This window comes from Rhodoblastus sp., from assembly GCF_041915505.1.
Taxonomy (GTDB): Bacteria; Pseudomonadota; Alphaproteobacteria; order Rhizobiales; family Beijerinckiaceae; genus Rhodoblastus.
In genome coordinates this window covers 1-13103 of sequence record NZ_JAYSBG010000006.1, presented here as the reverse complement: position 1 = coordinate 13103, position 13103 = coordinate 1, and the positions used below count along the sequence as shown (strand labels likewise).

Genomic DNA, 13103 nt, shown 5'->3' with positions numbered 1-13103 from the left:
GTTTTTGCTGACACCGGCCGGACGCGCCGATTCACATTTTCGCGAATTCCAGAACCCTTCGCCGCGCCGGCGCCACGCGCCCCTCGTCGGGCGTCGAATTTCTCCAGGGACGGAACATTTCCTCTTTCTGTCGATTGCTCGCGCAGGCCGCGCGGAGGAAGGGCGGTCGAACAGGGTTGAAGGGGAGGGCAAGATGAGAAATCCGCTGTTCATGGCCGCATCGGCCGCCTGCGCCATGTCTTTTGCGGCTTGTTTCGCGGCGCCGGCCCGCGCCGACGCCGTTCAGGAGGCTGGCGTGGCCGCGACTCATGCCGGCCTCGCGGCGACCGCCGATGCTCCGAAAATGGTCCAGACCCATTTGCAGCACGTCATCAATTGCCTGGAGGGGCCCTCTGGCGCCGATTTCAACGCCGGTCCGGGCAATCCCTGCAAGGATCTCGGCGCCGGCGCTATTCCCGATTCCCCGGCGGAGGCGCGCAAGCCGCTCGAAGCCGCCGCGGCAATGGCGAAAAAGGCCCTGGCCGAACCCGACCCGGCGAAGGCCAAGGCGATGGCCGCCGAAATCAAGGCCAGCCTGTCCAAATAACGCAGGCGAGGGCGGGGCGCTTCAGCGGCGATAGGTTCGATAGGCCGCCACAAGCGCGCCGCCAATCGCGCCAGCGATAAAACCCAGCGGGCCGGTGATGAAAATCCCGAGCAAGGGGCCTTGGTTGGCTTCAGGCGTGAAGACGAGCGGCCCGAAAAATCCGCCGGCGAAGCCGATCGCTCCCAGCAGGCAACCGGATCGCATCGCGCTGCTCATGACGCCCATGGAGAAACACTCCGTTGCGAGGACTGCGCCCGCCGGGCGATGGCGATTCGTTGCGACAATAAAGAACGCAATTGTTCCATAGCTAGCTTTCGGCATTGTAAAAAAACAATTAAATTGCTGTGCTGAAGTCCGGTCCAGGACGCGTGCGAGACGATTGCGGATCAATGACGGAACAGATTTTCAAAGAGCGCGACAAGCTGCTGCTGTCGGACTGGGCGCAATTGCGTTTTACCTCACAGAACTTTCTCTTCGTCGCCTCGGGCGTCGGCCTGATGAAAGGCGGCGCCTGGATCTGGGCGCCCTATCTGGCGCTGCTGCTGCTGGCGCTGGTCGCCGACGAATGGGGCGGCGAAGACCGGACCAATAATGCCGCGCCGCCGACTGCCTTGCAGAATGCGATGCTGATGCTGAACGGGCCGCTGCTCGCACTGAATGCGATTCTGTTCGCCTATCTTTTCGCGAGCGGCGATCCGCTCGGCCTCTCCGCCGCCCTCAGGCCGCTCGGAATCGATCTGGACGCGGCGCGCCAGACGACGACGGGGATCAATCTCGGCATCGCGGTGCTGGTTCAGGGGTTCAACTGGGCGCTCGGCCTCAATGCGGCGCATGAACTTCTGCACCGCACCGATTCGCCCCGCGATCTCGCGCTGTCGCGCTGGATCAGCGCGCTCGGCGGCGATCCTTGGTTCTCGATCCACCATCCGGCGATCCATCACCGCTATCTGGGCCTGCCGAGCGATCCCGGCACGCCGGCGCGCGGCATGTCGCTTTATCGGTTCTACCCCAGCGTCTATATCGGCAATATCGTCGCCGGCGCGCGTTTCGAGCATGAGCGACTGCGGCGTCGCGGCGTGTCGCTGTGGAGCCTGGAGAATCGCTTCCTGACCGGATGGCTGATCCTCGCGGTCGTGGCCGGCTGTTTCTTCCTGATCGCCGGATGGAAAGGCGTCGCGGTCTTCGCATTGGGCGCGGCGCTGGGCCGTTTCTTCCTCGCCGCCACCGATTACGTCCAGCACTATGGCGTGTTGCGCGTGGAGGGCGAGCCGCTCGACGCGCGTTTGTCCTGGGACGTCTATCATGTCGGCACCAATGCCGTGCTCTACAGCATCGGCCGGCATTCCGACCATCACATCTATCCGCGGCGCGCCTGCGGCGACCTGAAGACCCGCGCCGACGCGCCGGCCCACCAGCATGGCTATCTTGTCATGATCGGGCTGGCGCTGGTCCCGCCGCTGTTCATGCGGGCGATGAAGCCCAAGCTCGACGAATGGGACCGGACCTTCGCCACCGACGCCGATCTCGCTTTTATGCGCGAACGCGGCATTCCCTGCGCGCAACGCGGCTGAACGCGCGATCGGCCCCGTTGCGGTAAGTCGCTTCATCGCGCGTTTCGTCGACAGCATGAAATCAGGCGCCTCCGTTTGGGACTGGCCAGGCCCGCGCGCCGGGTGAAGCGGCAATGGCTGCGGCCCCGCTGTGCGCAGTCCATATGATTTGTCCGCAGTTTTGGCGAATCGGCCTGTGCAGCGCCGGCGAAACGCCATGGGGCGCGGCGCAATCCACCCTTTTGGCGCGACTGGCGCGCGGGGCGGAAGCAAGGCCGAGCGCCGGTCGCGGCGTGGGTTTGCTGTGGAAACGGTCCGAAAGTCTCAGGCAAGCGATGCGTTCGATGGTGGATTGATCCCACTCAAGAATGCAGACTGACCTACGATGCTGAAATCCCCGATTGGTCCGAATCGACTTTGGAAGAAAATCCGCTGGCGGACGGTCGCCGTGTGGACGGTCGCGACGGTGATAAGCGCCGCCTTCTGGGCGCAGGCGGCGCATCTTTTGCGCGTCATCTAAAGAAACGCTGGACCTTTGCGTCGCCGTCCGTCAATCGCCGACGGGAGCGTCCGATAAGATGCGACGGCGATCCGCGAAGCAGGCTTTTCAATAGGCTGTCCGGTCGAAGAACATCAGGAGCGCCGTGCGCAGGATGATCTTGATGTCCAGCCAAGTCGACCAGCTTTCGATATAAATGATGTCGAATTCGACGCGTTTCCGGACTTTTTCCTCGGTGTCGAGTTCGCCGCGATAGCCGTTGACCTGGGCAAGCCCGGTGAGGCCAGGCTTCACGCGATGCCGCGCCGCATATTGATCGGCGATGTCGCACAGATCGACGCCATTGGTCTTCGTCAGCAGCGCGTGCGGACGGGGGCCGACAATGGACATGTCGCCGCGCAGGACGTTCAGGAGTTGCGGCAATTCGTCGAGGCTGGTGCGCCGGATGAAGCGGCCGACCCGGGTCACGCGGTCGTCGTTGCGCGACGTCTGACGGCTGGCGTGCGCGTCCGCCGCACTGTCGTACATCGAACGGAATTTCAGCAATTCGAAATGGCCGTTGTTGAACCCGACGCGCTTCTGCCGAAACAGCAGTGGGCCCGGGCTGTCCAGCTTGATGGCCAGCGCGATCAACGCCATCACCGGCGCGAAGAACAGCAAGGCGACGGATGTGACCGCAACGTCCTGCGCCCGTTTCGCCAGCAGGCTCCATCCGTTGATCGGACGATCGGCGGCGCGAAGCGCGATTCTGTCGCCAATGACGCTGACGCCCAATTGATGCGCATGGACGCGGGCGTCATCGGGAAGGACGAAGATTTCGGTCGAAAACTGCCGCAATTGCAGGAGACGCTGCAGGATCAGGGGCGCATCCACCCAGGGCGCCGCGATATAGATCTGGTCGATTTCGGCCCGGGCGATCCAGTCCGCGAGACCCTCTAGTTCGGCGAACGTCTCCAGTTGCAGCGCTGCGGCGACCTGCGCGATTCCGCCGCTCGCCTCGTCGATGTCGGCGCGTTCGAGCGGCTTGGCGAAGACGCCGACCGACAGGGCGCGGAACACGAAATCGCCGCCGGCGAGCCGCTTACGCATGTGAGCCAGCAGGCCGAGCCGGATGGCCGGAATCACGATGCAGCTCAGGCTTACCCAGGAGAAGAACCAGATGCGGGAGAAGTTCTGGGTTGTTTTGGTCGCGGCGCCGATGACGGTCAGGATCAGAAAGGTGCAGCCGAGCGCCAGCATCAGGCGCCAGATCGGTTCGCCGGATTCGAGGATGCGGCGGGCGCGGTAAACCCCGGTCGCTTTTGAAATAAGGAGATAAAGCGCCGTCGTGAGACCGATGACCTGAAGCTGATCGTCGATCTGCCCGAGGTAGGTCCAGTCCCGTCCCATCGTCAATTGCGCGGGTCCAAGGCCAAAGACGATCAGAAATAAGAGATCAATTGCACAATAAATTACGACCATATTTTCGAGAGAAACGCGTTTCCCTCGCGGCGGCGCCCAGGTGGAGCTCGAAAACCGCTCATCAAGACGTGCATTTCGCATTGCAACATAAGTCATGGCGCGAACCTGATCTGACAAACACGAGCCTATTATCTAACCGTACCCCAATCAAAATACGTTTTCAACCCATGAAAGGAAATGTTAAGTTCGTAGTTACCTTAAATATTTAATTAATTTTGACGAAATAGGTGAGTTTATTCTTAGGTGCGTTGCAATGTTACGGCAGAGATTTCGCTTGCCGTTTTCAGGATGCCCAACGCTCTATGGAGTGGCTTCCATTAAATTGGACTTACTAAATCAGAAAAACTCCGGTTTATTGGACTCGCTCTCGCATGTGTGTGCGAGCATACTGAAGTTCAGGTTAAATTGGACGCCAATCGCTTTCATCCTGCTGCAGGTGTATCCTAGGCGAGGCTTGTCAAACGCTCCAGCCTCCAAACTGGATCGAGTCATTGCGACCGAAACAACGAAGAATATCTCGAGTTGACCGAGGTCAGTACGTACCTTTGAATTCGGATTTTGAGGCTGTCCGGCAGTTGGAAAATGTGATCCACTATTCGGATCACGGTTCGCGACATGTGTCGGCAGCCTTCGGGAACAGCAGTCAGGAAACTGACATCGGCTTTCAACTGGAACAGTCGGCGACTCCAACGACAATGCAATGCGGGAGCAGTTCTTCGTCACGTTTGAATGTGAACTTCTCGACCGAAGGCGCGCCCGCTCCCACGGCGTAACGACGAGCTACGTCCTTCAGATCGTGAGGGTTTCTGGCATCCTCACATCGACATTCGCCCTTGGCTAACCTTAGCCAATCGACTATGGAGGAGGCTGTTCGCCCGTCGAAATCTAGCAGGCTGCTGAAAAACCCTTCCGCTTAAGCGGCGTTCGTGATTCCCTCGGTTTGCGAGGGAATGAATCGAAAGCGCGGGACAGACGATCAGGCGGGGCGGCTTTTCAGCTATGTCGATCTTGAGGCGCGGGTGCGGCGCGATCATCCGCTGCGCGCATCCTGGCCATCGTGAATGAGGCTCTGTCGTCCTTGGCGGCGGATTTATCCGCGCTTTACTCGAAGACCGGCCGCCCTTCGATTCCGCCGGAACGCCTGCTGCGCGCCATGCTGTTGCAGGCCTTCTATTCGGTGCGCTCCGAGCGGCAGCTGATGGAGCGGCTCGACACCGACCTGCTGTTTCGCTGGTTCGTCGGTCTGTCCATCGATGATGCGGTATGGGACGCGACCGTGTTCTCGAAGAACCGCGACCGCCTGCTCGAAGGCGCCATCGCAGCGAAGTTCCTGTCCGCCGTTCTGGCGCAGCCTCGGGTGAAAAGGCTTTTGTCGAACGAACATTTCTCCGTCGACGGCACGCTGATCGAGGCCTGGGCCTCAATGAAGAGTTTTCGGCGCAAGGACGGCTCGGGCGATGAGCCGCCGCCCGAAGCCGGGCGCAGCGCCGAGGTCGATTTCAAGGGCGAGAAGCGCTCCAACGAGACGCACGCCTCGACGACGGACCCGGAAGCCAAGCTCTATCGCAAGGGCGCGGGCATGGAGGAGAAGCTCGCTTTTCTCGGTCACGCCTTGATGGAGAACCGCTCCGGCCTGATCGTCAACGCCTGCCTGACGCCCGCCGACGGCCATGCCGAACGCACCGCTGCGCTCGCCATGATCGAACGGCTCGCCAATCGCCCGGTCGGCGTGACGCTGGGTGCCGACAAGGGCTATGACGCTCGCGTCTTCGTCAACGAGTTGCGCTCGATGAACGTGCGCCCACATGTCGCGTAAAACACCAATGGTCGCCGCTCCGCCATCGACCGGCGCACGACGCGCCATCCTGGTTATGCGCTGAGCCAGCGCATCCGAAAACGCATCGAGGAAGCGTTCGGTTGGATGAAGACGGTCGCCGGCCAGCGCAAAACCAAATTCCGCAGCGTCGATCGGGTCGGCTGGTCCTTCGCCTTCGCCGCCGCCGCTTATAACCTTATCCGGTTGCCCAAGCTGATCGGAGGAAACGTGTGACCGGGCGCCAAACTCAGCTTCGCGCGGCCATGCCGCGCCTCTTCGACCACGCCGCCAAAAGGCTGCGCCTGCCAAAAATTACGGCCCAAGCACCAAAATCGTCGAAGGCGGCGAGTTTTTCAGCAGCCTGCTAGCTGGGTCACAAACCGTCCACGAAATCGAAGCGACTCCGGAGGATGAAATAGGGGCTAATTCTCAGCGGTAATCAACACCCTTGTGGATTGTTGATGAAGGTATAGTCGATGGAAAGTCCAAACTCTGTTATCCTGTCGCTCCACGACGGGAATCATGCTCGCCAATCGAGCCGCAGAGCTATGATCTTTCGGATTTCAAAATCAGCAGACACGGCAGGATTCGGAGGTTTTTCGGTTCCTCCGGGCATGCGCGTCTATGCCATTGGCGATATTCATGGTCGCGCCGATCTGCTGGATGCCATTGCCAGTCAAATTGAAAACGAGCTGCCCAGCGCACCGCGGCGCGTTGTAACGGTTTTGCTCGGCGATTATGTCGACCGAGGGCTGAGATCGGCGGAAGTGCTCGACCGTCTCTCCAAGGGTGATTTTCCGACTGAGTTCATCGCCTTAAGAGGCAACCACGAGCAATTCATGCTCGATGCCCTCGAGGATCAATCCGCGTTCGACTCGTGGCGCCGATATGGAGGCCTCGAGACGCTTGCTTCGTATCAAGTCGATGTATCTGGCGTCATGCGCGGTCGTGATTTCGTGCGTGCGCGCGAAGAGTTGATCCAAAAGGTTCCCGCAGCACACCGGGCTTTTCTCGCGTCGCTGCCTTCGTCTCACGAAATTGGTGACTTTTTCTTCTGTCATGCAGGCGTCCGACCAGGCTTACCTTTGCGGAAGCAACAGGAAGACGACCTGATGTGGATTCGTCATGGCTTTCTGAGCTCCATTGAATTTCACGGCAAGATCGTTATCCATGGGCATACGCCCGTCGAGGCGGCCGATTTCCGGTCGAACCGTATCAACATTGATACGGGGGCCTACCTGACCAATAGGCTCAGCTGTCTTATACTTGAGGGATCGACTCGGCGTCTGATCCACACCTAGCAGGCTGCTGAAAAACCCTTCCGCTTAAGCGGCGTTCGTGATTCCCTCGGTTTGCGGGGGAATGAATCGAAAGCGCGGGACAGACGATCAGGCGGGGCGGCTTTTCAGCTATGTCGATCTTGAGGCGCGGGTGCGGCGCGATCATCCGCTGCGCGCATCCTGGCCATCGTGAATGAGGCTCTGTCGTCCTTGGCGGCGGATTTATCCGCGCTTTACTCGAAGACCGGCCGCCCTTCGATTCCGCCGGAACGCCTGCTGCGCGCCATGCTGTTGCAGGCCTTCTATTCGGTGCGCTCCGAGCGGCAGCTGATGGAGCGTATCCCTCCGGTGAGGGCCGCCTTGCTGAGATTGGGTCAAGGCTGTCAGTCCTAGTGGTAACGCTAGGAGTAGGCCTATGACGAAGCATCCCATTGAGGTGATCACGTCGGTTGAACGTCGCCGTCGTTGGTCTCGGGGTAACCCTCCGGTGAGGGCCGCGGGAACGCTGGCGTCTGATCAGTGCTGGCGGTTCTGGCTTTTTAGGAATCCGGCTTTGCCTGTTTGATCCCAGGCTTTGATGGTGCAATTTTCTCCTGCGGCTGGAGGGATGCGCTATGGGCCAGGTTCTTCACGGGAGCGCCAGAACGACGGAGGCGATCCGTCGAGCGATACAGCATAGTCAAGAGAGCCTGAGAGCACTCGCTCAGCGGTACGGGATCAACCAGAAGACCGTCGCCAAATGGAAACGCCGGTCGACGGTCAAGGATCAGAAGATTGGCCCGAAAGAGCCAAGGTCGACGGTCCTGTCGGTCGAAGAAGAGGCGGTCGTCGTCGCATTTCGCCGGCATACTTTGCTGCCGCTGGATGACTGTCTATACGCCCTGCAGGCGACGATCCCGCACCTGACGCGCTCATCGCTCCATCGCTGCCTTCAGCGCCATGGCATTTCACAACTGCCCAAGATCGGCGACGAGGTCGCCGCCAAACGGAAGTTCAAAGCCTATCCGATCGGCTATTTCCATATCGACATTGCCGAGGTTCGCACCGCCGAGGGCAGGCTCTATCTGTTCGTGGCGATCGCCAGGACGTCGAAATTCGCCTTCGTCGAATTGCATGAGCGAGCCACCACGCGCGTCGCAGCCGATTTCCTGCATGCGCTCGTCAAAGCCGTTCCATACAGAATCCACACAGTCCTGACCGACAACGGCCTGCACTTCACCGATCCGGCCGGCGAAACTTGGTCCCCCGCCGAGATCAAACAGATGATCGCCTCCCGGCAGCCGTTTCGCGCGCACGCCTTCGAACTCGCCTGCGCGCGAAATGACATCGAACATCGGCTGACCAAACCGAAGCATCCATGGACCAACGGCCAGGTCGAGCGAATGAACCGCACAATCAAGGACGCGACCGTCAAACGATACTTCTATGAGAAGCACGATCAGTTGCGGGCGCATCTCGCTGACTTCATCACCGCCTATAATTTCGCTCGCCGGCTCAAGACCCTTAAAGGCCTCACGCCTTATGAGTTCATCTGCAAATGCTGGACAAAAGAGCCGCACCGATTCAAGTTCGATCCGATCCACCAGATGCCGGGACTAAACATCTAGCACCACTTTGGCAGAATTATTTCGCTCCGATTCTGATGCGCCTTCGGCAGTGGGGACATCGCTCGACGACGTGCGTGCGGGCAAGCGCCTTGATGACGGCGCGTCGGATTGCCGGCAGGGTCGGTTGCGGTGGACCGTTCTGGATTCTTTTTTTCCCTGAACAGCTCGCCTCATCCGACGCCTCGTCATCAAGGCGCTTCCACGCCGCCAAGTCTTCGAGCCATGTTCCCACTGCCCTGCGGTTCAGTGTCGACGTTCACGGCGCTCGAAGGCTGGAGCTTTCTTGGAAATAGATCCTGACGTTGAGAATGGAACATTCCTAAGCGTCATTTGGTTAGGAGGTTATCCGCCGCTCAAGCGAGTTGAGAGCGCGCTCGCGCGGCAAATGCAGAGGCCGTGGACGGTCGCAGGTTTGTGAAAACCCTTGGAGTTTTCGCTGGGTAATTTCTCTTGCGCCGGGCCGGGGCAGCATGCAACTATGCGGTTGCGGGATGTGAGCGGGGGCTTCTTCATAGAGTTGGTACGTGGGTGAAGTAATGGTCCGACAAAATGCTATCATATGTTGTGCTGATTGCTTCATAAAGTTGTTGACTTAAATTTTTACTGTAAATCGCTTTGTATATAAGCGGGGTTGTTTCGTCAGTGTACTGACATCTGCGGCAGTATCGGGGGGTAGAAATGCAAAAGGTCTATGATAACGGCCGGGCGCAGGTCGATTCTCTTCATCATTCTTTGAACACGATTAAGGCGACGCATGCGCAATTGGATCAGCTGACAAGCTCGTCCACGACACCAACGACGCTCGCCTCCCAAATCGACCTCTGCAACATGTTGCTCTTCCAAATTTCGGGAATCCGTAGCGACCTTGCCAAACGTCTCAGGCATAAACGAGTTGCAGCGCTGCGGAGGACGGGGGAGAGCGTTGGGCTGAATTAAGTTTTGGCCGCGACGGAAATCGGTTGCGCGTGCAAACAAATTCACGACTGACGGGTGCGGGAAGGACTCTTTCCGGCCGTCAGTCTGTCATTTTCGCTGATGCTGAACTCTTCAAGCTTGTGACCGGATTTGAGCGCGCTCACGAGCCATCTTGGTTGCTTGCCGCGTCCAGACCATTTCTCAGTCGGAACCAGGGGATTGCGATATTTCGGCAGCACTTTTGGGTATTTGCGCCGCGGCGTACGCGCGCCTCCCGCCTCGCCGTGCGCGCTTTGCCCAATTTTTTCCACGCGGTTGAGTTGCGCTAACCGCTTCTCAAGCTCGAGCTTTTCAGCGGTTATTTTTTCCGCCAAAATCTTCGTCAGCTCTTCGTGGAGAAGCCAGAGCTCTTCGAAGTCCATTAAGTTTAGGTCCGGTTTGCGCATCGCGCTCTCGTAACTGTTTGATGCCTTGCTATCCTAATGGCAGGAATGCTCACCTGCGGAACGATATGTTTTACTCAGCGTGAGGTCGGGGCTCCCGCCCGGGGCGCGAACTCCTCTCGAAAGGCGTCAACGCATTTTAAATCGTATCCTGTTAATAGCTTGCGAATTATTTTAATCGTGTCAAGCGCAGCCGCTGAATTAAATGTGTTTTTTAAAAAAATTGAAAAATAACCGTTGTGTATATCCGCGGGTTGCATGCCTCGATCGTGTCCGCCCCATTCGTGCTCTGGGAAAGGTTCAGTTAACTGCAAGATTGGACGGACTCCTTGCTGTCATTATCGTCGCGGAATGCGCGGTCGATTCGTTTCCCCACCTAACCACATTCTTGAAGCCTCAGTAAAACAGGTTTCGATCTTTATATCGTGCGTCGGCATTCTTTTGATGCTGTGGCCGCCATGTGGCATGCCCGCATGCTCCCTTCGGCGCGTCCGACTGGCCGTCTCGTGCGCATGCAACTTTCTTCCAAAGTCACTTTACGTTGCGTCCTACCGTCGCCGGCGACGAGATAAGGAGGCGTTAACCAAGGAATCCTTATGTTCCGATCGCCCGCTTAATTCTATGTTATCCAGGTCGATATTGAAAGATGGCGCCGCGGAATTGGCTATGTTCGTACGCGACTGGCTGCAGATCAAAACCGAACTCGACGACCTGCGCCCAGGCCACGCAGAGCGCGCGAATCCACCAGCGCTGAGTGGCGAGAGAACAGGGGTGTTCCCGCCCCCGAACGACGATGATTCCATTCTGAAACATATTGCCGACGCGCTTCGAACTGATGATCAAGAAGGACGCTGACTCCTTGAGTTCGAACTAAAATTATCAATAGGCGTTACGCGCGCGCATCACTTCGATTGGGGTTTGGATCAGGATCGTGAAATCTAGCATTAGACTCCAGTTGTCCACGTACCACAAATCATATTCGACACGGCGTTCGATCATGGTTGTAGTAGGCGTCGGCCCGCGGCAACCATGTACTTGAGCCCAGCCTGTTAGACCGGGTTTAACGCGACGGCGGAAGGCATAATTTCGCACGATTTTGTCGAATTGATTGTCATGCGCAAGCGCATGAGGCCGGGGGCCGACCAGAGACATACTGCCATCGAGCACATTAAGCAGTTGCGGCAGTTCGTCGACGCTGGTCCGGCGCAACCATCGGCCCACGCGAGTCACTCGGCGATCTGTGGGTCCAGCCTGAACGATTGTCGGTCCGTCCTCGAGTACGAACATCGTTCGGAATTTGCGGATGGCAAAGCTGCGGCCATTAAACCCACAACGCTGCTGCCTAAAGAGGACAGGTCCCGGCGACTCGATCTTGATTGCAATCGCTGCGATCGCGAGCAACGGCGCAAGCAACAGAAGAACCATTCCGGCCCCGATGATATCCAGTGTCCTTTTCGCACCATGTTCCGTCAGGGTGAGAGGGCCGCGTTGAAGCTCGACGCCAACGGCGCTTCCGAGATCACGGGTCGGTCGCCGGAATATTTCCGCAGCAGCTCCGATCGGAACGAACAAAATAGGGAAGGGCAGGACCCTCAAATCACCGACGAGGGAGCGTAACTCCTGCCAACGGTTCGGGTCGGCTTCGACAACGATCTCCTCGACGTTGGATTCACGGACATATTCGACCACCCGGGAGCTGAGACGCTTCCGAAAGCCGGCGCCTGCGCCCAGCGGCGGCAGCGCGAAGGTTTCGGTCACGAACAGCCCGAGATTGGCGAGGGTCTGTTCCATACCGTTCCCGGGGGAGCTTTGCTGATCGGTGATCAGGACGACATTGCGGCCCCCGAATTTGCGGCGGCTCAGTCCCTTCACAAGGAGCTTTTTGGTGACGCCGCGATGTATGATCAAGGTGGCAAACCCGAGCACCGCGAACAGGAGAGTTGGGCCGTGGGGGAATTCGTGACCGATGTCGAGCGCCCCGACGGCGCCGGCAAGGAGGATGAAAACCGACGCCCAGGCCAACCCGACAGCGCGGACTTGATTGCGAAACACTAGGAGTTCAGCGGGTTGGTAGAATCCGTGAATTTTCAACAGGCAGACAAAAAGCGCGGAAACTACAATCATGGTCCCAGTGGCCTTTCCGAAACCAATGGACGCTCCTTCAGTTCGAGCGAAAATCGCTGCGAGCAAACTGGCCAGGAAAATCACGGCGAAATCAGCCACGATCGCGATCGGCTCAATAGCTTGAAAGCGAACTGGCCATCGACGTTCGGGTGATGGAGACGCGGTTTGCTTCCGGACAGACCGGTCGAGAAGTGCCCCAGCGATATTCCGATTAATATAATTCATCGTCGTAACGCGTGTCGGTCGATTGGTTAATGAGATATTAATTATCGCAAACAAATTAAATAAATCAATAATTAATTTTCAGGTCAATTAAATCTCTCAGAGCCTTCTCTGATTGGGGTCTTTGAAGTCAAGCTGTTCCTGTTCGATTGCGCCGGCGGTTGGTCGTTTCGTTCACGCGGGCCACGCGCTTCTCTTCGCGGTCGGCGCGGGGCCGCCGCATGATGGGATCAGGAGGGCCAGGCGTCTCAATCTGTTTCACGACCTTGCGCGGCTTTCGGCATACAGGTTCAGATGGGGTGATTGGGGTCTGCCCGGATGGACAGCTGCTCCTGTCAAGATGTGAGAACGTGGTCGGTGTTGAATCGCCACAAACATCGAGAAGGAGCAACCATGAAGTATTATGCCGGACTGGACGTGTCCTTGGAAGAGACCGCCATCTGCGTCGTCGACGAGACATGACGTTGCCCCCTGTGAGCATCCGTCGTGCTTGCCGCGCTCTGCCAGTCGAACGCTCGACCTATCACTACCGCTCCCGACGGAGCGATCAGGCCGGCCTCATCAAACGGATCAAGGAGATCGCCGAGACGCGCATGCGTT

9 protein-coding genes and 4 pseudogenes are annotated in these 13103 nt (G+C 58.5%); 9 read left to right on the top strand and 4 right to left on the bottom strand.

What is annotated here, in order from left to right:
- Window positions 1–193: 193 nt before the first annotated feature.
- Window positions 194–586, top strand: a complete 393-nt coding sequence (locus tag ACE3S9_RS00965) for a hypothetical protein (RefSeq protein ID WP_374544552.1) — start codon at window positions 194–196, stop codon at window positions 584–586.
- A 21-nt stretch (window positions 587–607) separates the two neighbouring features.
- Here ACE3S9_RS00965 and ACE3S9_RS00960 read toward each other — a convergent pair whose 3' ends face one another.
- Window positions 608–976 carry a hypothetical protein gene (locus ACE3S9_RS00960; RefSeq protein ID WP_374544551.1) on the bottom strand — a complete coding sequence of 123 codons (369 nt, stop codon included), beginning with the start codon at window positions 974–976 and terminating at the stop codon, window positions 608–610.
- Here ACE3S9_RS00960 and ACE3S9_RS00955 point away from each other — a divergent pair.
- Window positions 976–2157, top strand: a complete 1182-nt coding sequence (locus ACE3S9_RS00955; protein ID WP_374544550.1) for a fatty acid desaturase — start codon at window positions 976–978, stop codon at window positions 2155–2157. The two genes, ACE3S9_RS00960 and ACE3S9_RS00955, sit on opposite strands and share 1 nt — an antisense overlap.
- A gap of 586 nt (window positions 2158–2743) precedes the next feature.
- On the opposite strand, the gene ACE3S9_RS00950 is transcribed toward ACE3S9_RS00955, so the two are convergent.
- Window positions 2744–4096, bottom strand: coding sequence for an exopolysaccharide biosynthesis polyprenyl glycosylphosphotransferase (locus tag ACE3S9_RS00950; protein WP_374544549.1), 1353 nt, complete (start codon window positions 4094–4096; stop codon window positions 2744–2746).
- 950 nt (window positions 4097–5046) lie between these two features.
- On the opposite strand from ACE3S9_RS00950, the pseudogene ACE3S9_RS00945 reads away from it, so the two are divergent.
- From ACE3S9_RS00945 to ACE3S9_RS00930, 4 genes and pseudogenes are all read left to right on the top strand, one after another.
- Window positions 5047–6146 (top strand): annotated as a pseudogene (locus ACE3S9_RS00945) (IS5 family transposase).
- Between the two features lie 314 nt (window positions 6147–6460).
- On the top strand, window positions 6461–7213 hold the full coding sequence (locus tag ACE3S9_RS00940; protein ID WP_374544548.1) for a metallophosphoesterase family protein: 753 nt from the start codon (window positions 6461–6463) through the stop codon (window positions 7211–7213).
- A 61-nt stretch (window positions 7214–7274) separates the two neighbouring features.
- Window positions 7275–7534 (top strand): annotated as a pseudogene (locus ACE3S9_RS00935) (transposase); the annotation flags it as partial.
- 272 nt (window positions 7535–7806) lie between these two features.
- On the top strand, window positions 7807–8799 hold the full coding sequence (locus ACE3S9_RS00930) for an IS481 family transposase (RefSeq protein WP_374544547.1): 993 nt from the start codon (window positions 7807–7809) through the stop codon (window positions 8797–8799).
- A 977-nt stretch (window positions 8800–9776) separates the two neighbouring features.
- On the opposite strand, the gene ACE3S9_RS00925 is transcribed toward ACE3S9_RS00930, so the two are convergent.
- On the bottom strand, window positions 9777–10160 hold the full coding sequence (locus ACE3S9_RS00925; protein ID WP_374544546.1) for an H-NS family nucleoid-associated regulatory protein: 384 nt from the start codon (window positions 10158–10160) through the stop codon (window positions 9777–9779).
- A 663-nt stretch (window positions 10161–10823) separates the two neighbouring features.
- Between ACE3S9_RS00925 and ACE3S9_RS00920 the strand changes: the two genes are divergently transcribed.
- On the top strand, window positions 10824–11012 hold the full coding sequence (locus ACE3S9_RS00920) for a hypothetical protein (protein ID WP_374544545.1): 189 nt from the start codon (window positions 10824–10826) through the stop codon (window positions 11010–11012).
- A gap of 24 nt (window positions 11013–11036) precedes the next feature.
- Here the strand turns inward: ACE3S9_RS00920 and ACE3S9_RS00915 are convergent, their stop codons facing one another.
- Window positions 11037–12380: an exopolysaccharide biosynthesis polyprenyl glycosylphosphotransferase gene (locus ACE3S9_RS00915; protein ID WP_374544544.1), complete on the bottom strand. Its 1344-nt coding sequence runs from the start codon at window positions 12378–12380 to the stop codon at window positions 11037–11039.
- A gap of 441 nt (window positions 12381–12821) precedes the next feature.
- Here ACE3S9_RS00915 and ACE3S9_RS00910 point away from each other — a divergent pair.
- Window positions 12822–12962 (top strand): annotated as a pseudogene (locus tag ACE3S9_RS00910) (IS110 family transposase); the annotation flags it as partial.
- A 14-nt stretch (window positions 12963–12976) separates the two neighbouring features.
- Window positions 12977–13103, top strand: a pseudogene (locus tag ACE3S9_RS00905) (IS3 family transposase); the annotation flags it as partial.

Excerpts from the sequence above, each read along its gene's own strand:
- ACE3S9_RS00950 (WP_374544549.1), bottom strand. The coding sequence starts at position 4,096 with ATGGTCGTAATTTATTGTGCAATTGATCTCTTATTTCTGATCGTCTTT.
- ACE3S9_RS00925 (WP_374544546.1), bottom strand. The coding sequence starts at position 10,160 with ATGCGCAAACCGGACCTAAACTTAATGGACTTCGAAGAGCTCTGGCTT.
- ACE3S9_RS00940 (WP_374544548.1), top strand. The coding sequence starts at position 6,461 with ATGATCTTTCGGATTTCAAAATCAGCAGACACGGCAGGATTCGGAGGT.
- ACE3S9_RS00955 (WP_374544550.1), top strand. The coding sequence starts at position 976 with ATGACGGAACAGATTTTCAAAGAGCGCGACAAGCTGCTGCTGTCGGAC.
- ACE3S9_RS00930 (WP_374544547.1), top strand. The coding sequence starts at position 7,807 with ATGGGCCAGGTTCTTCACGGGAGCGCCAGAACGACGGAGGCGATCCGT.
- ACE3S9_RS00920 (WP_374544545.1), top strand. The coding sequence starts at position 10,824 with ATGTTCGTACGCGACTGGCTGCAGATCAAAACCGAACTCGACGACCTG.
- ACE3S9_RS00965 (WP_374544552.1), top strand. The coding sequence starts at position 194 with ATGAGAAATCCGCTGTTCATGGCCGCATCGGCCGCCTGCGCCATGTCT.